The following is a 25,863-nucleotide window of genomic DNA, read 5'->3' on the forward strand; positions in this document are numbered from 1 at the left end:
GCCAGTGGTCGGCAATATCTGTCTAGTTTGCTCCTTTTACATGCTACTGTTGAATTTATAATAAAAACGGGCTAGGCAATAATAATGAAACGAAAACTTGCTGTACGCGCTATCTATGGGGCGCGCTTTTTAGTTTTAGCTCCCCTCTTTCTGAATATTCTCCTCATTCTAGGGTTCAGCCCTGAAGTCTACGCAGCAGGCAATACAGCTGTTCCTGTGGTAAATACAACGATTTCAGTGGCTAAAACGGGTTCAGAACCCTTTGATAGCACTACGTGGGATGGCAGTTTAGCCACTGCTGGTCTAGATGCCAACGAAGATAACTCTGTTACTCGTTTACAAGATTCAATTACTTATTTAGTTGAGGTCTCAGTAAATGATAAGGATGTTCCAAGCCTAACCAGTACGGTACAACTCGACAAACGTCAAGCGTGGATTGAGATTCCCACAGGTTGTAAAACCGACCCCAAAGAAGTGAATCCCGTTTCTAGTATTTCAACGGATAAACGCACCCTCTTCTGCAATCTTGGCCCTGCGGTAGAAGGCACTACGCGGGCTATTTATCCTGTAGCTCGTGCGCTTGCTGCCTCTTATGATGGCAGTCAAATTACCCTGAATGATCAACATGTGAGTGCAACTGTTTCCTCTCAAGCACAAGGCTCAAATGTTGCGACTGCTGGCCCCACCGATGTAACCGTTACTGCTAATTTCCGAGTTGATACTACGAAAGAATTACAAGTGACCGCACTTGATCCAACAACTGGAAAACCGCTCTACATTGCACCTGCAGCCAAGGGCGCAGATGGCACTACCGATGGTTCAGTGGTTGAATATGTGATTAAAGTAAAATATCAGAAAGGCTCAATGTTAGCCGATGCACCGAATGAAGCAGGGGGTGATTTTGAACAGGATTACTCACTGCTCGATCATTATACCGATGACAATAACAATAATAGCAAAACCGTCACTGCTAGTTCAGGTGTACCCATCAGTGTGTCCACGGGCGCGGTACTATACACATGGGATCCTAAAAAACCAGCTTGCGAACTAGTTGGTGATCATGGGCCTAATGCTAGCGTCACCTGCACCCAAGTGAATCATATTCTCGACCAATTAGGGCCAAACCTGACACCAGATGGAATAAACGATCCAAATATTGCGATTGACCTGAAAAATATTGATGTTCGCGACCCAAATAATGACTCCAACTTAATCGAATTACGTATCAATATTTGGTATAGCAATCCTGAAGATATTGCTAATCATCAAAACTGCTCACCTGGTCCTTGTACTGTACAGACTGTGAACTCAGTCGGTGTGTATGACGCAACAGCTGGAGCGGGTAGTAGTCCGACTGTATTAGGTTTTAATCCTGTTTCCACCGAAGATGCCAGTCATAATAATCTACTGAATTATAATGGTCAGGGTGAACCCTTCCCTGATTATGTTACTTATCCACTAATCTATATCACACCAGGCGGTTGGACTGCCGCGAAAGGTTTTGACGGCCCTTGGCCTCCCAGCAAAACCGGAGAAAAGAAATATGCACCAGGTGCGATTATTCCAATCCTACTAAATATTTGGGATTATCGCTTTATTGATGGTGCTAGGTCACAATTGTGCGAAAAACTTGATACTGACCAATTCGAATACGTCGGTCTCGCTGAACCCAATCGTATGGATTTAGGGTACGCTTGGAATCACACTGAATATAACCCTAACATTGTTAGTTGGGGACCAGAAGTAAATACGTATAGTGCAGATAAATTAGGCTTAATAACCTACTTATACTCAGATGATCCCCATTCAGGCTTGCTCGCACAGCGTGATGAAACCTGTGAAGATGATGTTAACAGTGACGGAAAATTTGTCCTAGATGGTGTGAATCAGACTAGTCACTTACCAGATGCCCCCAATGATTGGGTCACTGATCCAGCCTTAATAGGGGGAGTAGCTAAGGTCAGTAAATTACGCATGCAAACTGTTTTAAATAAGAACTTTTTGCTTAGCCTTGACCCTACAACTACCCGAATGGCTTTTATCACCAATCATCTTTTAAAGATTAAGCCATCTGCAAAAGGCTATACCAACTCGACCACAGGAGTTACTTATTTACCCAATTATATGGCTATCCGCAATGATGGCTCTATGGGTACTTGGGGCTCTTGGAAGGACATGAGTTATATTTCGATTGACCCTGATAATGTAGGTTTCTCTTATGCAGGCTACGATGCAGATCGGGTTGTACTTGCCCCGTCTTCCATTGCTTTGGAGAAATACACCGAGCCACGTGGCCTCAAAGTAGTACGAGGTGGTGATCGAGTCCAATTTACTCTCAAACCGGAAGTCTTTGGGAGTTGGAATCCCAGTATTACGACAGCCTCGCTTACAGATAGTTTGCCAGTAGGTACTGATTATGTGCTTGGCTCTGAGCGTTTTTCCGTCGATGGTGGAACGACATGGCTAACTCATGCTGACTATTTAGCTTCTACCCCCAATGTTAGTTTAAGTTCGGCAGAAAATACCAATCCCCGCTCTATCCAATGGAATTTTGCTGATTTGAATACGGGTGATCAGTTGCCTTTAATTCGTTATAGCGTTGATGTTAACCCCAAGCTAACCACAGGTACCTTTATTAATAATGCTACTCTCTATTCTGATATTAACCCAGATGGTGCAGATGCAGATACTGCTAGCGACCCTGTAGCGGCGAGCTACCAACTGAATATCTTGGCGAATTTAGGCTTAGATGTCTTCAAAGCTGTCGACCACCCTATACATGGCAGAAACGAACCCTTTGAGTTTGAATTGGTGTATACCAATTTAGGGGGTGAGGATTATAGCAGCGGTGACTTCATTGATATTCTGCCTTATAACAATGATGGTAATGGCCAAAACTCCAGTGGCTTAGCCAGCACTCGCTACCCAAGCAGCAAATTCAATGGTATTTATGCGGTAAGCAAAATCACGGCTAGCCATAGCGAAGTGTTCTATGCGACTAATGCTGCGTCTAATACGATCCAACAAGATCCTTGCCATGAGAGCAATCAAGCGGTCGGTAAAGTACCCGCAGCAGGTGACTTGTGTTATCTAATGTATGTGAATAACGGTAATAAATATGCAGGTGGTAGTGCTACTGGTACAGGGACGACCACCTGGACTGCTTGTACTAGCCAATCACCACTTAGCTGTGGCGCTTTACCCCCTGAATCAATTACTGGTTTACGCTTCACCACACCAGCCTTAACCGGTGCTAGTGGCGGAAAATCAGTATTAGTACAACTAAGTCCAACAGGCAATATCGGCGGCACACCTGATCTTGATGTGAATGGTAAAGTTACTGCCGCTTCAACAGGTGATATCTATACTAATAACTTTGGTGGACGGGTTCCTGAGTTATCCTTACAAGTCATCGCAAATGATGTGAGCGTGACTATTGCTCCTAGTACTATTGGTGACAGGGTTTGGTTAGATAGCAACGGTAATGGTTTGCAAGACGCTACTGAAACTGGTATTGCTGGAGTACAAGTTAAACTGCAATGTGGTAGCAACTCAGTGACCACCACTACTTTGGCGGATCTAGCTTCCACACCAGAAAATGAGGCAGGCTTGTATCAATTTAGTGGTTTAGCGGGAGGAAATGCAGCCAGTGTGCTAGTACCCAGTGCTAGTTGTACACTGAGTATTGACCCTAATCAAAGCGCTCTGTTGAATCAACTACTGACTAGTACTAATGCCGGTGGTGATTCAAGTAATGACCGTCTTACTGATCTCAAAGACAACGATGCCAGCCTTACTAGTGGCCTTGCCAGCATTACCTTTACAGCAGATAGCACTGGTAAAGACAACCAAGGTTTTGACTTTGGCTTTAAGCCTAGCCTGAGCCTTGGTAACTATGTCTGGTATGACCAAGACATGGATGGTGTACAAGATGCGAATGAAGCAGGTATCGGCCAAGTTGGTGTTGCATTGTATGACAATGCCACTTGTACAGGTGCAGAGATTGCGAGTACTACTACCACACAAACCGGCTGGTATGAGTTTAATAATTTAGCCAATGCCAGTTATTGTTTAAAATTCACAACACCTAATAATTGGACTTTAAGCCCTGCCGATAAAACTAGTGATACGCTAGATTCAGATGCAGTAGTCACTGGAACTGTGAATCAGTTTGTGATTACAGACATCAATCTAAATGCTACCGACCATAGTTATGATGTAGGCTTATTCCATACTCAATGTACTGCGCCTATAGTCCCTATTGGTAGTCAAGCGGTAATGCCCGCTTATGGCAGCAGTCCTTGGCATCACCCTAGTGCCCACAATGTAGAGGTCGGTGATCTCAATTTAGCGGGCTTCTGCTTAGAGAAGCAGGACGAAGATCCTGCGGTAGATGACTTGTTTAAGGTGAATGCTTCCGATCGTCAAAGCTTAAGCGCTACTCGGATTGACTATTTAAAACGCTTGTTTAGTGCTCTGGGTGATCCTGAAGTTTTGGCGAGTATTCAAGCAGAATTTGGCGCGGCCACGCAAAGCATCGATACAGTCTTACAAAATCTAGTCTGGTATTACACCAACTGGAATGAAGACTTTACTAAGTATGAAACCGCTATTGACGACACCGCTTGGACAACTAGCCAAAAAGCCGCGATGAAAGCTTTAGGTCAGTTAATTCTAGAGAAAACCCAAGGTAGCAATGGGCAAACTCAATATTCAATCACCGAAGTTTATTGGCTACAGAATCAGACCGATACCACGCGCCAAGACTTAATTGTCCCAAGCAATTATGTTTTCCCAGATGAACAATGTACCTTACCTAAATTAGTCGATGTACAACTCACTAAAACTTTAAGTGCGAGCACTGCTAAACGGGGTGAGACTTTGACTTATGAATTAAGTGCCACTAACCAAGGACCAAGCACCGCCACACAGATAAAAATCACCGATCAATTACCTAGTGGTGTGCGTGTAAAAGCAGGGGTTGCCCCATTAGCACAACAAGGGAGTTATGATCCAGTGACGGGCATTTGGGATGTGGGTAATTTAAGCACCGGACAGACTGTTAAATTAGTCATTACGGTGACTGTGGATTAGCTAGGAGCGCAAGCCTAACTGAACTACTAGAAGATAAAGGCTTTAAGCCTTTATCTTTTTTAGGATTGCAAACAGCGCTGACGTAAACTGCTACTGCGCGGAAAATGCGCACTTAAAAACTCCATTTGATCCGCCAAAATACTCCTGCCTTGCAAAAACACATACTCAACATAAGTAGGTTGAAACGGCACTGCTAATAAAGGCATATTCGCTTGCTCAGGCGTACGCCCCCCCTTATTACTATTGCATTGCTTACAGGCAGTGACTACATTCGTCCAATTATCTCGTCCCCCTTTAACAATCGGGATGACGTGATCACGGGACAAATCATGCGCACTAAAATGCCCACCGCAATATAAACAAAGATGGTTATCGCGGCGAAATAAAGTTGGGTTATTTAAAGGTGGCACATAAGACTCACCAAATAAGCCTTGTTTACTCCCATAAGTGGCAATAATCGAATTGAGCACTAACTCGCTGCGTAAACCTGTACGCGCATTAATCCCACCATGTACCTCCAACAGTGAACTGCCACAGGTATAAGCCACTTGTTTAGCGTAATAAAGTTTGACTGCGGTTTGGAAATGAATCCATTCCAAAGGCATTCCGCTAATATCCGTTCGCAAAATTAATTGCTGCAAGTTCGTCATGAACTTAACTCCTTATTGGCTGGCGATACCACAATAACACGCTTAAATGACTCGTTTGTGATAAGCGCCTGATTATTAGTTTGCATACTGCACGTAGATAGTGTCCGATTTCTGATATAAATCAAATAGCCTATAAGTTTTAGCTAGTTTAAAGCTGATAACCGGAGAGTTTTGATGCATATCAAAAACCCCTGCCAGCAAATCATACAAACTCTTAGCCATTACTTCATTATTTAGACAGGACTGCATAATGCTAAGTTTTGATTATGGTTTGCCGATGGCGCTCATCGTGGCTTTAATTGCATGGGCATGGTTTAGCTTCTTCTCCGTGGTGTTTTTCTCTTAGGGTTTTCGTCCAAACCTAGAGAGTTCCACTTACCCTACTAAGCTTGCTTAGTGGGGCTTTTCTGTTTGCGCTTGTTCTAGCGAGCTGCTTTGTTTATCATCTGTAGCTGATAACGATGATGACAGGAACACGGAATTATGAAACTTGATTTGGAATTTGGCATTCCCATGCTGCTGGTTTGGTTGTTGATTGGCTGGGCATGGTTTAGCTTTTTATCAGTCGCTTTCTTTGGCTAAGCCTTCAGTGCGACAGGATATAAAAAAGGCCGCTTGATGCGGCCTTTTAAATTTCTAGCAAGTCATCGTTCAAAACTCGCCTACTGCAGCTCGTAATTTTTTCACTGCTACATTTTCAAGCTGACGAATCCGTTCAGCCGACACGCCATACTTATCCGCTAAATCTTGTAACGTGGCCTTTTCTTCCGCTAACCAGCGACTAACCAAGATATCTTTACTACGTGCGTCCAAATCGGCTAAAGCCTCTTCAAAACGACCGTGTGTATAGGTTTCCCATTCTTCTGCCTCTAAAGTCTCAGCAGGATCAGCGGACTCAGCGGCCAAATACTGACTGGGTGAATAAGAACGCTCATCATCATCCTGATCATTAGATAAATCAAAGGACACATCTTGGGAACCTAAGCGCTGCTCCATTTCCAGAACATCTGCTTTAGTCACCCCTAAATCATTGGCAACTTCTTGAGCTTGGTCATTCGACAACCAGCCTAAACGTGCTTTGCTACTCCGCAAATTAAAGAACAGTTTACGCTGTGCTTTAGTGGTTGCGACTTTAACAATCTTCCAGTTACGCAAAATAAACTCATGAATTTCCGCACGAATCCAATGCACCGCAAAGGAAATCAGGCGTACATTCATTTCAGGGTCGAAGCGTTTTACCGCTTTCATCAGGCCAACATTACCTTCTTGGACTAAATCACTTAACGGTAAACCATAGCCATTGTAACCACGCGCAACTTTCACCACGAAGCGTAAATTGTGCAGAATTAACTGCCGTGCTGCTTCAAGATTATTGTCCTGACGCAGACTTGTCGCCAACTCACGCTCCTCTTCAGCCTCCAATACTGGAATAGCATGAATGGCATGGATATAACTCTCTAAACTTCCGACGGGGGAAGGCAGGGTTTGTCCACGTAGCGTTAGGGCTTGTGTCATATAATTTGCTCTCCTAGTAATCATTAAATTGTATGTTAGCACTCTTCTATTTAGAGTGCTAATACTTGCAATAGTTCACTGCACAGCCGCTTAATCCTACAAAACAAACCGCTTGATTCTGTTTAATTTTATATTTACCTAAACCTGCTAGAATCTGCACTCAAGACCACAATAACAATAAGCCCATGAGCATAGACCATACCGCCCTGCTAGAAAAAATCAGTGGTAATCGTTTCTTGACTAATGAAGACCGGCAAAATCTGCTAATTCTTCTCACCAACTATCAAGACGAAACTCAAACCTTACGTGACCAAGCCAAGCAACTGAGCACCCGCTTACACAATCGTGATGCAGTCATTGAAGATTTGGAGCGTGCCTTGGCTTTGCGTGAACAACAGATTCACAGTAAAGAGCAAATTCTGCAAAAAAATCAGACCGCTGATCAGGCCTATCAAGGTAAAGCAGAACAATATGAACAACGCTTATTGGAACGTGAGCGCATTATTAAAGAACGCGATGAAGCAATTCGTTCACGTGAGCAACTGATTCGTGAGTTAGAAAAACGCTTACACGAAGTTGAAAAGAATACTTTCCAAAGTGAAAAAACCCTGCGTGAACGCGAAGAGCAGATAAAGCAGCGTGACCGCTTATTAGAAGAAAAAGAGCGACATTTAGAAAAGCGTGACCGTGAATTAGAAAATCGGGATAAACAGATTACACGCCGCGATAGCTCTTTAAATGAATATGAACGTCAATTAAAGGAAGTCAATCAATGGGTCTTGTCTTATCAGCAAGAACAGCATGAGCAGAAAAAGATTATCGCGGCTCGCGATGAACAAGTCGGTCTACGCGACTCCCTTCTCCAGGAAACTCAGCAGCAATTATTAGAATTAGATCAATACTTACAAGAAGCACACAAACAGCTTCAGCAACGCGATGAATCCCTCCATGAGCGCGATGAACAGCTTAAAGAGCGCGATCAACTCATCAAGCAAAAAATCGAGCAAATTAGTATTCGCAATGAGCAGCTCTTTGCCCAAACGCGCATCCTGCATGAGAAAGAACAAAATGCAGTCCAATATCACCAAATGCTTGAGCAACGTGAAAAACTACTGATTGAGAAAGACCAACAGCTGATTGCACTCGAACAAGCCATTGCTCAGCATAGCCAGCAACTCACACAGCGTGATGCACAAATCAGTGCTCAATTTATGCAATTGCAAGAACGTGATCGGGAGCTAGGCAAAAGAGACACCCAAATTGCTGAACTCGTTCGCCAATTAGAAGGGATCAATCAGCGCGCTCATACGCAGCAACAGCAAATGACAGCACATCAGCAACAGGTGGATCAATTACAAGCTTATTTGCAGCAGCAACATGAGCAATTTAGCCAAATCCAACAAACCGTACAGACTAAAGATGCACTACTTAGCCAACGAGATGCAACGATTCAGCAGTTAAATGAATTGCTTGATCAACGTAAAAAGCAGTTGGTTGAATACGATGCAAAGCTACAACAACGCAGCCAAGACGTGCAGCAAAAAGCCGAGCAATTGCAGCAAAAAGAACAGCAGTTAAATAGCTTAGCCGCACAATTAATGGAAGAAGAGGCACAATTACAAAAGCAAGCGACCCAACAGCAAACCCGTGAAACTCAACTGGAAGAGCGTGATGTGCACTTGCAATATTTAGAGCAGCAACGTAATCAATTAGTCGCGCAACTCAATGAGCAATTGGTTTCTTTCCAGGCCTTAGTAAGCCAAGAACAAACGCATCGTCAAGATTTAGTGGAGCGTTCTGAGCACTATATTAATCAAACGTTTGAACAGGTTCGTACCGAAGCACAGCAACTGATTGGTGATCAACAAAAGCAATTAAAACTGATTGCTAAAATGATTGAAGCCTTGATGCAACAGCAATATGCCAATTACCAAGAAAAGCTGGCGGCTTTAACTGAACTTTACCACCAAGATGTGCAACAACGGCAGCAAACCCAAGCTCAGCAACAGCAGATGATGGGACAGATTGAGCAGCATATTGAGCTATTAAAACAAACCAATATTGAGGGCGGTCAAGATAAACTCGCCATCCTGCTTGATCAACTCCAAGATCTAAACGAACAGCTTGGTCAAAGCACGAATGAATTGCAACAGCAACGACACACCGAACTAGTGCAATACTTGCGTGATCTTGCGCGCCAGCTAGTTGCTAGTCGTCCTGTCGATCAAGAAGCTTGGAAAAAACGCGTATTAGTGGATTTGAAGCATATTTCTGAGCAACTGCAAACTCAACAAATTATTGGTACCAATAGTCCTGATGACAGCAAGCACTATCAACAACTCGTTGAGCAACGCGAAAAAGTAATTCAACTGAAAGAACAAATGATTCAGCAACTCAATCAGCAGCTGACGGTGAAAGATAAAAACCTATTAGTTAAGGAAGAGCTAATCTTCAAACTTAGCCAACAAATAAAAGGCATCCAACCGGGCGCGTTTTAAGACTTAGTGAGAGTATTGGGATTGCAAAGCTACACTGAGCAGACGTGCAGTCAAATCCACGACTGGAATCACCCGCTCATAGGGCATGCGTTTCGGGCCGATTACGCCTAAAACACCTACATGCTCATCGCCTAAGGAATACGGTGCTGTCACAAGGCTACAGTCTTCAAACACGGAGTAGCCTGCTTCGCGCCCAATAAAGATTTGCACGCCATCAGCCTGAATGGTTTTATCGAGCAAGCTCAGAATATCGCGCTTGCGATTGAACGCACCAAACAAATCGCGCAGCTTGCTAATATCCGACAAATCATCATAACCCATCAGATTGGTTTCACCAGCAATCACGCAATCTTCTTCTTGCTGAGTGCGCAAACCTGCAAACGCCAATTCACCCAACTCAATGGCGGAGAGCATTAAGCGATTCATGTCTTCACTATGCTGACGCATTTCATCCAACAGTGCTTGGCGAGCACTATGAATATTCTTCCCCACTAAACACTCATTCAAGAAATTAGCCGCTTGCTGCAATTCGGATAAGCTCATTTCGCGCTCAAGTTGAATGATGCGGTTTTGCACCTCATTACGGGTAAAGACCAAAATGGCTAACACTTGATGACTGGATAAACGTAAAAACTCGATTTGCTTCAAGGAAGAAGGATTGCGTTTCGGAACGGTCACCACGCCTGTGAGCGAAGTAATCCCCGACAATAAACTGGAGGCCGAATGGATGAGCACTTGGGAATCTAAGCCCGCACTTAAGCGCCCTTGCAAAATATCAATGGCTTGGCTTTCTAAAGGTTGTACTTGTAATAAAGCATCTACAAATAAACGATAACCTTGAGAAGTCGGCACCCGCCCCGCCGAGGTATGCGGTGAACGGATATAACCTAGCTCCTCCAGATCTGCCATGACATTACGGATCGTGGCGGCACTTAAATCAAGGCCACTACGCTTAGCCAAAGTACGTGATCCCACTGGTTGGCCATCGGCGATATAAGCCTCCACCAACACCTTTAATAAATGTTGAGCACGTTCACTTAAATCACTAGTTTGACGGTTTACTGTCATTTGACCTGTATTATCCCCACTACATAGTGTCACAATAGATGCTTAGACTGGAAATTCAAGGCTTTGCTTACAAACAATCCAGAGTTTTTGCCTGAACAGCGCCACGGTCACTTTAGCCTTTTATTCAGCAGCTCGCTACAATAACGCGCCCTTAGCGCCGCATCTTAATTATTTTTAAACAGGTGCAATACAATTATGACTTTATTCACTACCGCTGGCATATTTTCTAAGCAGGATGGCGAAGCCGTTGCTGCTACTTTACATAAGCTTTATGAATTTTTAAGTGCGCAAGGTTTAAAAATTCTACTTAACACCCAAGCGGCTGATTTGCTAAAAGGCACAGCTCTATCTGATGAGTTATTGGCTCAGCATATCGATTTGGCGATTGTGGTTGGAGGCGATGGAACTTTATTAACTGCAGGGCGACTGCTTGCTGATTTTCAAGTGCCAATTGTGGGCATTAATTTAGGCCGTGTAGGCTTCCTAGTCGATGTGTTACCTGCCCAGATGCAGGAACAACTCACTGCCATTTTACAGGGCGATTATTTGGAAGATGAGCGTTGCTTATTAAAAGCTTGTGCTTGGCGGGGTGAAGAAAAACTAGGGCAAAATATTGCTTTGAATGATGTGGTACTGCATGCACGCAATGAAGTACGTATGATTGAATTCACTACTTATATCGATGGTTTTTTTGTAAATACCCAACGGGCAGATGGTTTGGTGATTTCTACCCCCACAGGCTCAACCGCTTATGCGCTGTCTAGTGGAGGACCCATTTTACATACCTCGTTGGATGCCAGTATTTTAGTGCCAATCAGTCCGCATACTTTAACCAGTCGCCCAATTGTTATTCCTAATCAAAGTTCGATTGAAATTGAAATGGGCAGTGATCGTCCAGTGGAGGCTTTATTATCTTTTGATGGGCATCACGATATTCCTTTGGTTTCGGGTGATCGGATTAAAATTAACGCCTCCCCGAAAAAAATGCGCCTACTTCATCCCCGTCATTACGACTACTATCATATACTGCGCTCAAAATTGCACTGGGGTACGCAACTATAATGCTGACTTATATCCACATTCGTGATTTCGCCATTATTACTGATTTAGAGCTAGAATTGCATGCAGGCATGACGGCTTTAACAGGTGAAACCGGAGCGGGTAAATCAATTTTATTAGACGCAATTGGTTTAGTCCTTGGGGATAAAGCTGATACGGGTAGCGTGCGATATGGGGCTGAAAAAGCGGACATTACTTTAAGTGTTGATATAAGCACAACACCACACGCTAAAGAGTGGCTGGCTGAACACGATTTATTAACTGATGAAGATACTTGTATTTTAAGACGAGTGGTCACTAATACAGGTAAATCCCGTGCTTGGATTAATGGCTCTAGTACTACACTGACTGCGTTACGTGAATTAGGTGAACAATTGGTGGATATTCACGGTCAGCATGAACATCAATCGCTAATGAAACGTGATATGCAACGTGGAATGGTCGATGCTTATGCGGCGAATGAAGCCCTGCTCAAACAAACACAAGATGCCTATAAGCAGTGGAAAAACTTAAATGAACGTTATCTGCAACTCACTACCCAAAGTGCTCAAATCCAAGAACGTTTAGATTTACTGAGCTTTCAAGTGCAAGAACTCACTGAACTTGCTTTAGAACAAGGTGAAATTACTCAACTAGATGAAGAATTGAATCGTTTAGGGCATGCTGAACAATTACAAGCTACTGCAGAACAAGGCTACCAACAACTTTATGAAAATGAACGCTCCTTATACTCATCACTTAGTCAGCTAAGCCAAGAATTAAGTCGCCAAGCACGCGTTGATGAGGCTTTAACCGCTCCTCTAGAATTAGTCAGTAGTGCACAAATCCAAATTCAAGAAGCCGCTTGGATTCTGCGTGACTATGCACAAAATGTCGATTTAGATCCCTCGCGTTTAAGCACGGTAGAAGCACGGATTGCTGAGATTCGCAATATGGCACGCAAATATCGTTTAGAGGCCGAGCTACTTCCAGAGCACCTAACACGTTTACAAACTGAGTTAGCCAGCTTAGTGAGTGATGATTACGATTTAGATACGTTAAAGGCCAAATTAGAGGCTGCTGAGCAAGATTATCAAGTGGCTGCAAAAACCTTAAGTAAAGCACGCACACAAGCAGCTGATCAATTGTCGAGCGGTGTGAGTACTGCCATGCAGACTTTAGGCATGCAAGGTGGGCAATTTCAGATTCAAGTTAGCCCCAACGAAGATGATTTACCGCATGCGTATGGGATGGATCAAATTGAATTTTTAGTGAGTGCTAACCCCGGTCAGCCTCTTAAACCTTTAACTAAAGTAGCTTCGGGGGGAGAGTTATCACGGATTAGCTTAGCGATTCAGATGATTGCTGCACAGAAAATGACCCTGCCTGCTTTGATTTTTGATGAAGTCGATACCGGGATTGGTGGAGGCATTGCTGAAGTAGTCGGTACGCAGTTACGTAGCTTGGGTACGAATCGTCAAGTTTTGTGTGTCACCCATTTACCTCAAGTTGCTTCACAAGCCCATCAGCATTATCAAGTCACTAAAGTTAAAACGGCAGATAGCACCAGCACCGGCATTATTTATCTGCAAGCTACTGAACGAGTTGAGGAAATCGCTCGAATGATTGGTGGTACTGAAATCACTACAGCAACCCGTGCGCTAGCCTCCGAAATGCTAGAGCGTGTTAGTTAACTGCCTAAATAGCGCATTACAAACTTCATATCCTACCGCTTATCAGAGACCTTTAGGGTTTTACAAGACCAGTCCTCTATTGCCTCAGCTTACCTACTATACTGTAAGGTAAGGTTAGCTTGGCATTGACGCCTCAACTAAGTAGATGACACTACTCATAAACCAAGATCAACCTTGATAGAAACTTAATATAGTTTCCAAATAGAACTCTCCGCAAAAAAGAGAGACTAATTAAGAAGCGTTAATTTTATGGAAAAAATAACGCTAACCTCGGCGATAAATTATTTTTAATTGCCGCGTACTTGATACTTATCAAGGAGGATTTCTGTGAAAAAAACCTTCCATATTTTAACAATAGCTAGTTTATTGTTAGGCACTACTGGCGTTTGTAATGCAGCTTGGGCAGATAGCAGCTCAGCTGAGGTACGTTTAGTAGCCACGATTAATAATGGCCCTGCCTTCCAACCGATTACTTGGAAAGTTTTCCGAGTAGATGGGAAAGGTGAGACTTATCAATCTGATCGTCATGCCTTTACTATAGACTCTTTAACACCCGGTCGTTATACAGCTATCGCCAAGCGTAATGGTCAAACTGAACGGAAACGCGACTTTTATGTCATGGCGGATACTACTAATAAAATCAATATCCCTGTCGATTAATCTTTTCTGTGGATGCTCTCCTCCATCTAAACTCTGGCTCACCTTCGGGTGAGTTAGAGTTTGTTCTAGACTGTAATTTTTCTCTAAATTTCTCTTGAACTATCACTTTTTTCTATGGTCTTTATGTCATAATAACTAGTAATAAATAATTAGTAGTTGATACAACTCAGGGCTAATGAGTTGAGTTTAAGAATAATGATAGAAAACAGGGGAATAATAAAATGGGCTTAAAGAGTCAGCATACTCTTGCTGTCGGCATTGGCATCGGCGCTACTTTAATCAGCTATTATCTTGTGCCTGAGTTGGATTGGATAGAGCTTGCTTTTATTGGTTTAAGTGGTTTTGTGGGTGTGCACTTGCCTAATATTCAACAGCCATCTTCTTCCTCGTATTGGATGGTACGCTTAGTCAGTATTATTGCCGCACTTTGTATTCCTTTAATTATTTATGCTTACCGACCGAGTGATTTGCTAATTGCTTGGCTGGCCACCTATTTATTATTCCAAGGAGCTTGGTGGATTGTTGATCGAATTTCTTTATATCGTGACTACACCCACAGTTTAAGCGCTATTATTGGCTTGCCAGCCTTTATTACACTGGCTGCTTATATTAGTTTAGACTTAATTGCAGTATTACCAGTGTTTCTGGCCAGCAGTACTGGTTATGTAGTACAACTCTTGACTGAACAACGGCAGAAAGTGGGGTTGGAAACGACAGGTTTCTTATCTAAGTAATCATGCCATGCGTAGTGTTAGGGGGAGTAACTCTCCCCTAATCTACTTTGACTGTTTATGCAGAATGCTCTTGGTTAGCGATGTCCGCATGTACTTTAGCCATATCGACTTCACGCACCTTACCAATTACTTCTTCCAATTGACCTTCAGATAACATCCCGGGTTGAGCAAACAATACCACTTGCTCACGGAAAATCATTAAAGTAGGAATCGAACGAATTTGGAAATGACTAGAAAGTTCCTCCTCCTCCTCCGTATTCACTTTAGCGAAGACAATATCGGTATGCTTGTCTGAGACTTTTTCATAAGTGGGTGCAAACGAGCGACAAGGTCCACACCAAGGTGCCCAAAAATCAATAATCACGATTTCATTATTACTGATTAGATCATTAAACTCAGCGGCGGTTACATTTTCAGTTGCCATAGCAAGCTCCTTATTTCTTAATAACTATCAATGCTAATCGTTGCCTGACAAGTGATTTGCCGGAAAAGTATCAGCAAGCTCCTGCTTCGTTTCGCCCCAACGTGGTTGCACTTGATGTTCTAAATCCAAATGATCCAAAACCCGTGCAACCATGAAATCCACCAAATCATTAATAGACTGAGGACGAAAATAGAACCCGGGGTTGGCCGGCATGATCACCGCTCCCATCCGAGTAAGTTTTAGCATATTTTCTAAGTGGATTTCGGAAAATGGCGTTTCTCTCACCACTAGAATCAACTTCTTCCGCTCTTTGAGCGCAACATCCGCTGCACGTTCAATTAAATTTCGACTACTACCACAAGCGATGGCGGACAAAGTACCCGTGGTGCAAGGACAAACGACAGTAGCGTCTGCTACTGCACTACCGCTTGCAATCGGCGCCATCCATTGCTCACGCTCAAACACTCTGAGTTGACCAGCTTTGGCAGCAAACAAAGTCGAAAAATACTCTTCAGCTTCACTAGCACGTGCGGGGACTTTAAATTCAGTTTCAGTATTAATCACTAGCAGTGCTGGGCGTGAGAGCAATAAGTAAACCTTACATTGCAAGACCAGCAATTGTTCCAATAAGCGCAAACCATATTGTGCCCCTGAAGCACCGGTCATGATTAAAGTAATGGTTTTAGGCATAGCGTTTAGCTAGCTCAGCTAAAATTTTATCGTGAATCCCACCAAAGCCTCCATTAGTCATAATCAGTATATGGTCTCCTGCTTGTGCAGCCTGAGCTACCTTGGCAGCTAGCTGCTGAATATCTTGTTCTAATTGAGCTTTAACGCCAAGCTGATCTAGAACCGAGCCTAAGTCCCAGTTTAATCCTGCGGGCTGATACAACCAGACTTGATCAGCTGCAGCTAATGAATGCGCGATTTGCTCTTTATGAGTACCTAAGCGCATAGTATTAGAGCGTGGTTCTAATAAAGCAATAATTCGACTGTTACCGACTTTCGCCCTTAAACCAGCCAGAGTAGTAGTAATTGCCGTTGGATGATGCGCGAAATCATCATAAACCGAAATACCTTGCACTTGCCCACGCAATTGCATACGCCGCTTCACACCTTTGAAACTCGGTAAAGCCGCCACACCGTGCTCAATCGGCACACCTACATGCCGCGCCGCTGCCAAAGCCGCTAAAGCATTATTGACATTATGCGTACCTACTAAATCCCAACTCACTTGCCCAACTCGTTGGCCTTGGTGTAATACATGGAACTCACTACCATCCGCCTTAATTAACTCAGCCTGCCAATCGCCTTCAATAAATGTTTCAGTCGGTGTCCAGCAGCCCATGGCTAAGGTCGCAGTAAGATTGGCATCAGTGCCATTACTAATCACTAAACCATGACTAGGAACCATGCGTAGCAGATGATGAAATTGCGTTTTAATCGCTTGCACATCAGGGAAAATATCTGCGTGATCGTATTCAAGATTATTAAGAATCGCAGTGCGTGGGTGATAGTGCACAAACTTAGAACGCTTATCGAAGAAGGCTGTATCGTATTCATCCGCCTCTACCACAAAGAACGGCGAATCCCCTAAACGTGCTGAAATACCAAAATTTTCTGGCACGCCACCAATTAAGAAGCCGGGCTTCAAACCTGCATACTCTAAAATCCACGCTAACATACTAGCAGTGGTAGTCTTGCCATGAGTACCAGCAACGGCTAATACCCAGCAGTCGCGTAAGATATTTTCATACAGCCATTGTGGACCAGAAATATAAGGCAGATTCTGATCCAAAACTCGTTCAATAATGGGCATACCACGGCGCATGAAATTGCCTACTACAATGGCATCAGCATCAGTCGGTAAGTGGGCAGGATTATAACCCTCACTGAGATTAATCCCTTCTGCCTCCAGCATTGTGCTCATTGGCGGATAGACATTCGCATCAGAACCGGTGACTTCAATCCCTTGCGCGCGTGCTAATAAAGCAATACCGCCCATAAAGGTACCGCAGATACCTAAAATATGAATTTTCATTTAGCCCTTATCCTTGAGTCTTATCAGTTGCTGCGGGTACAGTCGGTTGTAGGTGAGTTGCAATTACATCAGGTAAAGGAATCGGGCGCGAAATCCCATAGCCTTGACCAAACTCAATCCCAATATCGCGTAGGATACGGATAATTTGCTCATTCTCAACATATTCAGCGATTGTTTTAACCGCCATAAGTTGTCCAACTTGATGCACAGACTGCACCATAGCACGCCCTACATCATCGGTCGCAATATCTTTTACAAAGCTACCATCAATTTTTAAGTAATTCACAGGTAGCTGCTTAAGATAAGCGAAGGAGCTAACTCCGGTACCAAAGTCATCCAAGGAGAAGCTACAACCTAATAATTTAAGCGTATCGATGAATTTATGTGCCAAAGCTAGATTACTGATTGCTACCCGTTCAGTGATCTCAAAACATAACATATGAGGTGGTACTGCTGCCCACTTAATCATATCTAACACATATTTGAGGAAACTAGGATCATCTAAACTCTGCCCTGATAAATTAATCGCAAAAATGGGCAAAGGATCGCATTTAGCGACCCGTCTGATATGGGTGAGCAGTTCCTTAAATACCCATCGATCCAGCTTTGGCATCATCGAGTAGTATTCGGCCACCGGAATAAACTCATCCGGCGAGATAGCTTTTCCCTCTGCATCAAACAACCTTAGTAAAATCTCATAATGATGAAAAGGCTTTAGAAAAGCCCTTGGCTCTAGTGGTTGAATCGGCTGTGCGTATAAACGAAACTCGCCACTTTCGAAAGCTTTACGTAAGCGCCCAATCCAAACTAACTGGCCTCGGTGCTTATTGATCTCTACATCATCAGGCCGATAAAGGTGGAGGCGATTACCTCCCTTCGCTTTTGCTACCCGACAGGCAGCATCTGCTAAAGAAAAAACCCGATTGGGCGTACCAGATTGCTTGTGGATCGGCATAAAACCGACACTTGCTGTAATTTTATGCGGCTGTCCATCCCATACGAAGTTATAACGCATAACGGTATTACGAATACCCTCAGCTTTACGTAGCGCTTCGACAGGTTCAGCTTCACGGAAAATAATGCCGAATTCATCACCACCAATGCGTGCTAAGACATCGCGGCGTTTATCAATGGAGTTCTTCAGCAGGTCAGAGATACGCTCAATGAACGCATCACCTGCACTATGCCCTAGAGTATCATTCACTAACTTAAATTGATCCAACGCTACATGGCAAAATGAATGTTTAACCCCTTGCTGGCGCGCCTCATCTAAGGCCACTTTTAATTTAATTTCAAAGCTCTTGCGATTCAGCAACTTAGTCTGTGGATCATTCATCTGTACATAATTCAGATGAGCCTGTAAAGCCTTCAGCTCTGACTGATCTTTAAGAAGTAGTAGAATATGATCGTCATCTTCTCCGGTTAAAGAAAACGGTTTGACCAAATAAGTAATTTCCACATCTTGTAAGCCACGACAATTGAATAAGCAATCTCGGAAGATCTGTTGTCGAATCATATGATTACGCTCCATCCACGGGATGGGCGAATGTTTGACGGGATCAAGTAAATGAAAAACTTCAGTGTGATACTTACCGCGTGTGCTACGAGCGCGCTGGCGTAAGAGTTTTTCAGCTGCAGGATTAATTAAAATGATGAAACCGTGCTTATTTGCAAGCACAGCAGCTTCTTCTACATCCATCAAGGCTGCAATCAAGATATTTTCTTGATCCACATGGACTCGCCGCGGGCCTCCACGCCGACGCAGAAAAAACACAATTCCTGCACCAATAGAGCCTAGCAGCGAGACAGCGATTGCTAGATACCAAAGAGACTGAGTCCACATGGATGGAACCCCAGTTTCAATCACTTAATCATACCCCATTTGATATAAATTATTTTTTTGATGGAGCTATCATAAAGAGCTGTCTAGAAGCTGTATAGGCTAACCGGATAGGCGTGTTAATCTTTGGGGGTCAGCGCGAAATCTCTAAAAGCTACCCATAAAAAAAGCACTATCACTAGAGAGTTGATAGTGCCTTTAGCAGTGTTAAGCTAGCTTTATCAGCTTAAACTTTTTCTTTAATCCGAGCCGCTTTACCAGTCAAACCACGTAAGTAGTACAGTTTGGCACGACGTACATCGCCACGGCGTTTCAGTTCAATACTAGCAATGCTATTGCTATAAGTTTGGAATACACGTTCAACGCCTTCGCCATAAGACATTTTGCGTACAGTGAATGCGGAGTGTAAGCCACGGTTACGTTTAGCAATTACTACCCCTTCATAGGCTTGTAAACGCTCTTTATCACCTTCTTTTACACGGACTTGTACTACTACTGTATCACCGGGAGCAAAATTAGGGATTTCCTTATTCATTTGCTCTTGTTCTAACTGACGAATAATCGTATTCATGAGATAACCTCTGAAGAAACCTTGTATTCCTGTCTAAATTCATTCAGCAGTGCTTGTTCTGCTGCACTTAAATCTTTCTTTGCTAGCAAATCGGGACGCTTTAACCAAGTAGCCCCTAGCATCTGCTTTTTACGCCAACGAGCAATAGCGGCGTGATTACCGCTTTTAAGGACAGCGGGAACCTCTAAACCTTCAACTAGCTCAGGGCGTGTATAATGTGGACAATCTAACAAGCCTTCTGCGAATGAATCTTGCTCAGCAGAGTCTTCATGCCCCAATACTCCGGGTAGTAAACGGGTGATACTATCAATTAGTACCATAGCCCCTAGCTCACCACCACTAAGTACATAGTCACCGATGGAACATTCTTCATCTACTTCTAACTGAAGAATGCGTTCATCAATACCTTCATAACGTCCACACAGTAGAATCAAACGGGGCTCTTGCGCAAAACTCTGCACTTTTGCCTGTGTTAAGGGTTCACCTTGTGGACTTAAATAAACTAATCGACCTTGATATTGCTGCCGTACATCGCGAATGGCACGTAATAAACAGTCAGATTTCATCACCATACCTGGACCACCGCCATAGGGACGATCATCCACAGTACGATGTACATCCAATGTATAATCTCGCGGATTATAACAACTCACTTTAACAGCTTGCTGCTCAATAGCTCGTCGCACAATGCCATGTTGAGTTACTGCTTGCACTAACTCTGGAAACAGAGTTAATACTACAAACTGCATTTGAAGCTCAAAAGTCTGGGTTCCAGTCGACTTCAATTAAACTAGCTGCCAAATCAACATGCTTAATCACTGCCCCCATCACCCAAGGCAACCAATGCTCACCTGTGGCATGCTTAACAACCAAAACATCATTCGCACCCGTTTCAAATAAATGATCTACTTTACCTAAAACAGTGCCAGTGATAGTTCTAACTGTTAAACCCTCTAAATCGGACCAGTAATACTCGTCATCTTCTAAACTGGGCAATTGGCTACGCAAGACTGCAATCTCAGTTCCTGTCAGCTTAATCGCTATATCACGGTCTAAAACATGCTCAAACTTAGCCACTAAGCCTTTAGCTTGCTGTTGATAGTCAACTAGCTTGACGATTTGCCATTCTTGACTGATTTTGAAATAGAGAGGCTGATAAGTAAAAATATCGGCCATATTTTCAGTATAAGAATGGATTTTTACCCAACCCTTCACTCCAAACGCACCGGAAACCTTCCCAAGTACGACCATCGCTTCAGGTTGAACTGACATCTAGAAAACCTATTTATTAAGCAGCTGCTTTTGCTGATTCGCTCAATAACTTCGCAACGCGATCGCTAGGTTGTGCACCTTTAGAAATCCAGTACTGCACACGCTCTTGTTCAACATGTAAACGGATTTCCTGACCACGAGCCACTGGGTTAAAGAAACCTACACGCTCAATATAGCCGCTGTCACGAGGCTTACGTTTATCAGTTACCACGATGCTATAGAATGGATTCTTTTTAGAACCACCACGAGCCAGACGAATATTGACCATAAATCAAGAACCTTAGTTAAATTCAAATAACGATTGGCAAAGCTCTGCCAAAAGTAAACGCGCAATTGTACGGTTTTTTTAAGAAATGTGAAGAGGGTATTGACAAATAAACCGTGCACTAAGCCCCAACTAGTGGAGCTTAGTAGAATGAGTCTTAATACTGAACCGAAGCAAGCTGTGGCTGACGTACACCTGGGAAGTAGCGATAATGACCACTAATTGGCATTTTGAACAGGACATCTTCCATTTTTTCCCCTTCACCGATGTTATGCACAATCATAAAACGGCGAGGATCTGCCGGCGAGCGTTGATCGACTACAATCCCAATATGCTCTTGATCACCACCTAGATTCCAAGTGACTAGATCACCTGGGCGATAATCATTAGGATTACCTGTGACCGCGAGGCGTTGACCATGACGAGTAAAGAATACTTTTAAGTTAGGTACACGCCGATGATCAATATTAGCATCTGGGCCTTGTAAACCCCACTTAGCTAGATTCGGATAGGAATAAAAAGCGTTTGAAATATCTTCATGAACTAAACGTTGTAAATCGACCCCCAACCGTCGATAAGAGCGAATCACCGTGTCAGTACACACACCAATATTTTGCGGTACATCGCCATTAGGGTAGCCAATAGGAATATAAGCCCCATTGTAGTTTACACGATAACGTAAACGATCCACTGCTGCTTGAGCTAAACGCTCCGAATAATCAGCATTAACAACACGTTGAGAACGTTGCGCCTGCCAGGCGACTTGTGCACGTTGCCTAGTTTCGTTAGCACGTTGGGCAACTTCCCATTGTTGATGATACCAACGTTGCTTTTGTTCAAACTCTAATTGGTGTTGATCTTTGCCACGCCGTGCTGGGGCTGCATTATTCTTTTGAATAATTCTGATTGAGGGTTGTGGATCAGCGATAGCTATCTTTTGTGGTGCTGAAGCTTCAGTTTCAGTTTCTACCGTGTTGGTAGAACAACCTGTTAAATTAGTTAAGGCTAAGACGGCACTGCCATAAGCCAAAAAACTCATCTTTCTTTTTAAATCTTTCTCAACAAAAGAGTTCGCCATAACTCCACCCAAAGGAATAAATAATCTAGAAGGAACGCACTTCCCCAGCCCGTGCGCACGTAAGTTTTATAATAAATGTCTAGGAAATACTAGCTTCAGGCACATTAACTTTTTAATGTTTGGGGCTAAACAAAACAAAAGCTCAACAATTCAAACCTTTACCAGGGTGTTTCAGTTGCAGTAGTTATGGTTGAGCATAAAACCCAACCATAACGGCAACAGCTTAATACTGATATTGCTGCATAGCACGACGGTCAATCGGCACCGCACCACGGTAATTACCTTTCGCTTTTACAGGTGGTACTTTTACAGGTGGACGGTGGACTGGACGTGGGCGCTGCACAGGTGGCGCTGGTTGTACAATCGGAGCTGGTTCTTCAATAACAGGTACTGGCTCTGGTTGCGGAGCCTCGATAACTGGCTCTGGAACTGTTTCAACTGGTGGAGCGGCTTGTTGTTGGCTACACCCTGTTGCAGCCAAACCTGCAATTAAAATAGCCATAGCTACATGCCGATTCTTAATTTTCATTATTATTTGCCTCTATTTAAAATTTATTGTTATTAAAAATACACTCGGTATCTTCAAGCCCATTGCAGACAGCCTTACTATGCTCAGACCTGCCCTAATGACAGCTTAACCAATAAATTTTATAGGCAATTGTTAAATGACTACTAGATAAACGGCAAGGATACCCATTTTCTTAAAATGGGTATCTTGGATTGTTATTTCCTAAGGTTTACTCACAGCCGATTATTGACGATATTGCTTCATAGTCCCTTGGTCAATTTGAATAGGACCTTTGAAGTTACCTTTCGCCTTGACAGGTGGAACCATAATTTGCTGTTGTGGTTGTGGACGCATACCACCTTTGCAACTGTAATGATGTGAGTGGTTAGGATTAGTGTATGGATGAGTATGCGTTATAGAGTTAGTGCAACCTGGAATGGCTGGATGAGTATGTCCCCACTTGCCACCTGTTGATGGACGTGGTTTGCCAAAACCTTTGCCCCCTCTATTAGGTTTGCCACCTTTACAACTGTATTTATGGGTATGACGTGGATTAGTATAAGGATGGCTGTGAGTAATAGAATTAGTGCAACCTGGAATGGCTGGATGTGAATGGCGACCACCTAAACCACTACGCCCACCTCCTCTACGCACACCACCACCTTTACGTATTTTACCCCCACCCACTCTTGGCCGTGGTGGACATTTACTGCAATCAGTAATGGTAATCACTTTACCAGGAGCAGGTGTAGCGGCGGGAGCAGCTTGAGCAACTTGTTGTGCACTCATTTGACTACAACCGGAAGTTATCAAACCTGCCAAGAAAATGGCAGCTAGAGAAAATTGGGTTTTCATCTTCATAATAGTGGTCTCTTTCGTTGTTTAAGGGAACGCACTTTCGAGTATAGTCAAACTTTTTGAAATTGAGAGATGCAGGACTTAGTTTTGAGTTTTTTTTGCGACATTTTTTATATTTTTCATCCCAACTACCTTAACCGTTTAAATTACCAGCAAAGACTCTGCAAATCCTTATAACAGCTTGGTTTTAGGTTTACATACAGTACAAACAAAAAGCCCTTTACTTTTTGCAAAGTAAAGGGCTTAAACAGTTTTGTTGTGATTTAGCTACAGTCGCCTCATCACAGCAAGAATTACTGTTGGTATTGCTTCATCACGCCTTGGTCGATTTGGATCTTACCACGATAGTTACCTTTTGCCTTAACTGGAGGCACTTTCACTGGTGGTACTACAACGACTGGAGGACGTGGTTGTGGTTGTGGACGTGGGTGAACCACAACTGGAGGACGTGGTTGTGGGCGTGGGCGCACGATTGGACGTGGTTTTACAACTGGACGTGGTGTCACCACTGGAGCTGGAGCACATTTGCTGCAATCTAACACAACTTTATCTGGAGTTGGTGCTGGTGGTGGCTCTACTACTTGTTGAGCACTCATTTGGCTACAGCCAGATGCTAACAAACCAGTCATAATGACTGCTGCGAGAGAGAGTTGAGCTTTCATCTTCATAGTCTTCGGTCTCTATATAACGTTAATTAGGGAACAAGGTTCTACAAGTATATTCAAAATTGTTGGTAAGATAAAACAATTCCCCTGACTTTTTTACAACACCCAGCTTAACTATTTAATAAACTGGGCAAGTGGGCTCATAAGGCGTTTTAACTATACCCCAACGATACTGTAGTGGTGCATGAGGGTCGGATACTAAATAACCACCTTCTAGGTTTTTGCGTAACTCGCGCAAACTCATATATAACTCTTCGCCCAAGGTCATTTGTACCATGCAGAAATCATTTAAATATTTCATTTCACCCGCTGGTGGTTCATCAATCGAAAACACCGCTTTCGCCCAACGCGCAGGTTGTGATTGTGGGTCAAAACGACCAATACGATCTAAGTGATGGCGAATAGAACTAAAGAACATACCCAAGCGCTTATCGCGACCTGGTGTTGAAAAGTCGTCGAATTCTTTAGCACTCATACATTGACGACCGCCTTTGCGAATTTCTTGTAGATGCCAAAGTGCATCATACACATAAACACTGCGATCATTGGCATACATACATAGAGCTAATAATAAGCGAGTAGTTTTTTCATCAGGGCGCTCTGGACGTTTGCCTAGTTTTTTAGAAATAATGTCAGTGAAGGCAACATAGTCGTATTTTAAATCAGAGGCTAATTGGAATTGTTCTTCACTATAGCCTGGTTGGGCACTGGCGGGCTGACGAATATTTTGCGGTTCTTTAAAACGACGATACCCATCAGCAAAGGTTTTATCTTCTGGCACATAGAAAGGGAAAGACGGTGTACGCAGTAAGAAACGTGAGGTTTTTGGTGTAGTAGAGGCCATAACCTCAGCAATACCTGTTTCAGTCACTTCTACAATCTGATAGGAGTGAACACCAGGTGCTACATACACATCCCCTGCTTTAATATCATCTAGTGCAACGGGATAAGTATCTTGCCTTAAGGACTTAGTGCTAGTCATATCTGCTACATAATCCATAAAACGGCGCACACGCTGGGGTTCAGGCAAATTATCCCAAGTACCCATATTATTACTAATAATCTGACCAGGTGTTTGCTGATTATTAACGGCAAAGGGCAATCTATTCTCAAATGAGAAAATGAGCCGCATCATGTAAGTCGCATCAGCACAGTCGTTTTCGAATTTGTAGTAGATGGGTTTGGCTGGATTCATGAAGATATCATCTTTCCAGTTTTGTACTACCCATTGGCGATAACGATTCTCCCAAGACTCATCCCATTGTGAATCTGAGCTCCAAACAGCTGCAAAGGCTGAGCTAAAAGGTGCTAAGCAAATCCACACCATTAGTAGTAATAACGCTTTAAATTTATCCATGACTTCTATGTTTATACGACAAGAACAAATACG

General features: G+C 43.3%; 22 protein-coding genes. 6 read left to right on the forward strand and 16 right to left on the reverse strand.

Going from position 1 to position 25,863, the window contains the following annotated elements:
* Window positions 1–84: 84 nt before the first annotated feature.
* Entirely contained in the window at window positions 85–5,094 is a 5,010-nt protein-coding gene (locus Q0230_RS04740) for an SdrD B-like domain-containing protein (RefSeq protein ID WP_298608666.1), read from the forward strand.
* 59 nt (window positions 5,095–5,153) lie between these two features.
* Here the strand turns inward: Q0230_RS04740 and Q0230_RS04745 are convergent, their stop codons facing one another.
* Together Q0230_RS04745 and rpoH are read right to left on the reverse strand one after the other, a co-directional pair.
* On the reverse strand, window positions 5,154–5,744 hold the full coding sequence (locus Q0230_RS04745; RefSeq protein ID WP_298608667.1) for an HNH endonuclease: 591 nt from the start codon (window positions 5,742–5,744) through the stop codon (window positions 5,154–5,156).
* A gap of 651 nt (window positions 5,745–6,395) precedes the next feature.
* The gene (rpoH, locus tag Q0230_RS04750) at window positions 6,396–7,259 is read right to left on the reverse strand and encodes an RNA polymerase sigma factor RpoH (RefSeq protein WP_298608668.1); all 864 of its coding nucleotides are present in this window, start codon (window positions 7,257–7,259) and stop codon (window positions 6,396–6,398) included.
* 185 nt (window positions 7,260–7,444) lie between these two features.
* Between rpoH and Q0230_RS04755 the strand changes: the two genes are divergently transcribed.
* Window positions 7,445–9,757, forward strand: a complete 2,313-nt coding sequence (locus Q0230_RS04755; protein ID WP_298608669.1) for a hypothetical protein — start codon at window positions 7,445–7,447, stop codon at window positions 9,755–9,757.
* A gap of 3 nt (window positions 9,758–9,760) precedes the next feature.
* Here Q0230_RS04755 and hrcA read toward each other — a convergent pair whose 3' ends face one another.
* Window positions 9,761–10,825, reverse strand: a complete 1,065-nt coding sequence (gene hrcA / locus Q0230_RS04760) for a heat-inducible transcriptional repressor HrcA (RefSeq protein WP_298608670.1) — start codon at window positions 10,823–10,825, stop codon at window positions 9,761–9,763.
* 195 nt (window positions 10,826–11,020) lie between these two features.
* On the opposite strand from hrcA, the gene Q0230_RS04765 reads away from it, so the two are divergent.
* The 4 genes from Q0230_RS04765 to Q0230_RS04780 all read left to right on the forward strand — a co-directional run bounded on the left by Q0230_RS04765 (window position 11,021) and on the right by Q0230_RS04780 (window position 14,951).
* A complete protein-coding gene (locus Q0230_RS04765) occupies window positions 11,021–11,887 on the forward strand; it encodes an NAD(+) kinase (RefSeq protein WP_298608671.1) in 867 nt (288 codons plus the stop codon).
* On the forward strand, window positions 11,887–13,557 hold the full coding sequence (recN, locus tag Q0230_RS04770; protein WP_298608672.1) for a DNA repair protein RecN: 1,671 nt from the start codon (window positions 11,887–11,889) through the stop codon (window positions 13,555–13,557). Before Q0230_RS04765 ends, recN begins: the two co-directional genes overlap by 1 nt.
* Before the next feature lie 327 nt (window positions 13,558–13,884).
* Window positions 13,885–14,217, forward strand: a complete 333-nt coding sequence (locus Q0230_RS04775) for a hypothetical protein (RefSeq protein ID WP_298608673.1) — start codon at window positions 13,885–13,887, stop codon at window positions 14,215–14,217.
* Window positions 14,218–14,438: 221 nt separating this feature from the next.
* Window positions 14,439–14,951 carry a hypothetical protein gene (locus Q0230_RS04780; protein ID WP_298608674.1) on the forward strand — a complete coding sequence of 171 codons (513 nt, stop codon included), beginning with the start codon at window positions 14,439–14,441 and terminating at the stop codon, window positions 14,949–14,951.
* 55 nt (window positions 14,952–15,006) lie between these two features.
* On the opposite strand, the gene trxA is transcribed toward Q0230_RS04780, so the two are convergent.
* The 13 genes from trxA to Q0230_RS04845 form a co-directional block, all read right to left on the reverse strand.
* Window positions 15,007–15,375: a thioredoxin gene (gene trxA / locus Q0230_RS04785; RefSeq protein ID WP_298608675.1), complete on the reverse strand. Its 369-nt coding sequence runs from the start codon at window positions 15,373–15,375 to the stop codon at window positions 15,007–15,009.
* Between the two features lie 33 nt (window positions 15,376–15,408).
* Window positions 15,409–16,065: a flavin prenyltransferase UbiX gene (locus Q0230_RS04790; protein WP_298608676.1), complete on the reverse strand. Its 657-nt coding sequence runs from the start codon at window positions 16,063–16,065 to the stop codon at window positions 15,409–15,411.
* Entirely contained in the window at window positions 16,058–17,416 is a 1,359-nt protein-coding gene (gene mpl / locus Q0230_RS04795) for a UDP-N-acetylmuramate:L-alanyl-gamma-D-glutamyl-meso-diaminopimelate ligase (RefSeq protein WP_298608678.1), read from the reverse strand. Before mpl ends, Q0230_RS04790 begins: the two co-directional genes overlap by 8 nt.
* A 7-nt stretch (window positions 17,417–17,423) precedes the next feature.
* Window positions 17,424–19,259, reverse strand: a complete 1,836-nt coding sequence (locus tag Q0230_RS04800; RefSeq protein ID WP_298608679.1) for an EAL domain-containing protein — start codon at window positions 19,257–19,259, stop codon at window positions 17,424–17,426.
* 223 nt (window positions 19,260–19,482) lie between these two features.
* Window positions 19,483–19,827 (reverse strand): 50S ribosomal protein L19, encoded by a 345-nt coding sequence (gene rplS / locus Q0230_RS04805; RefSeq protein ID WP_298608680.1) that lies wholly within the window; start codon window positions 19,825–19,827, stop codon window positions 19,483–19,485.
* Window positions 19,824–20,576, reverse strand: coding sequence for a tRNA (guanosine(37)-N1)-methyltransferase TrmD (gene trmD / locus Q0230_RS04810; protein ID WP_298608681.1), 753 nt, complete (start codon window positions 20,574–20,576; stop codon window positions 19,824–19,826). The genes rplS and trmD overlap by 4 nt, the downstream gene beginning before the upstream one ends.
* A 7-nt stretch (window positions 20,577–20,583) precedes the next feature.
* Window positions 20,584–21,099: a ribosome maturation factor RimM gene (rimM, locus tag Q0230_RS04815; RefSeq protein WP_298608682.1), complete on the reverse strand. Its 516-nt coding sequence runs from the start codon at window positions 21,097–21,099 to the stop codon at window positions 20,584–20,586.
* A 16-nt stretch (window positions 21,100–21,115) separates the two neighbouring features.
* Window positions 21,116–21,367, reverse strand: a complete 252-nt coding sequence (gene rpsP, locus Q0230_RS04820; RefSeq protein ID WP_298608684.1) for a 30S ribosomal protein S16 — start codon at window positions 21,365–21,367, stop codon at window positions 21,116–21,118.
* A gap of 154 nt (window positions 21,368–21,521) precedes the next feature.
* Entirely contained in the window at window positions 21,522–22,442 is a 921-nt protein-coding gene (locus Q0230_RS04825) for a DUF1287 domain-containing protein (protein WP_298608685.1), read from the reverse strand.
* A gap of 223 nt (window positions 22,443–22,665) precedes the next feature.
* Complete coding sequence (locus Q0230_RS04830) at window positions 22,666–22,971, reverse strand: hypothetical protein (RefSeq protein WP_298608686.1); 306 nt, start codon at window positions 22,969–22,971, stop codon at window positions 22,666–22,668.
* A 222-nt stretch (window positions 22,972–23,193) separates the two neighbouring features.
* On the reverse strand, window positions 23,194–23,811 hold the full coding sequence (locus tag Q0230_RS04835) for a hypothetical protein (protein ID WP_298608687.1): 618 nt from the start codon (window positions 23,809–23,811) through the stop codon (window positions 23,194–23,196).
* A gap of 290 nt (window positions 23,812–24,101) precedes the next feature.
* Window positions 24,102–24,470 (reverse strand): hypothetical protein, encoded by a 369-nt coding sequence (locus tag Q0230_RS04840; RefSeq protein WP_298608688.1) that lies wholly within the window; start codon window positions 24,468–24,470, stop codon window positions 24,102–24,104.
* Between the two features lie 121 nt (window positions 24,471–24,591).
* On the reverse strand, window positions 24,592–25,830 hold the full coding sequence (locus Q0230_RS04845; protein WP_298608689.1) for a hypothetical protein: 1,239 nt from the start codon (window positions 25,828–25,830) through the stop codon (window positions 24,592–24,594).
* Between the last annotated feature and the right edge of the window lie 33 nt (window positions 25,831–25,863).

This window comes from uncultured Thiothrix sp. (assembly GCF_937876535.1).
Lineage (GTDB): Bacteria > Pseudomonadota > Gammaproteobacteria > Thiotrichales > Thiotrichaceae > Thiolinea.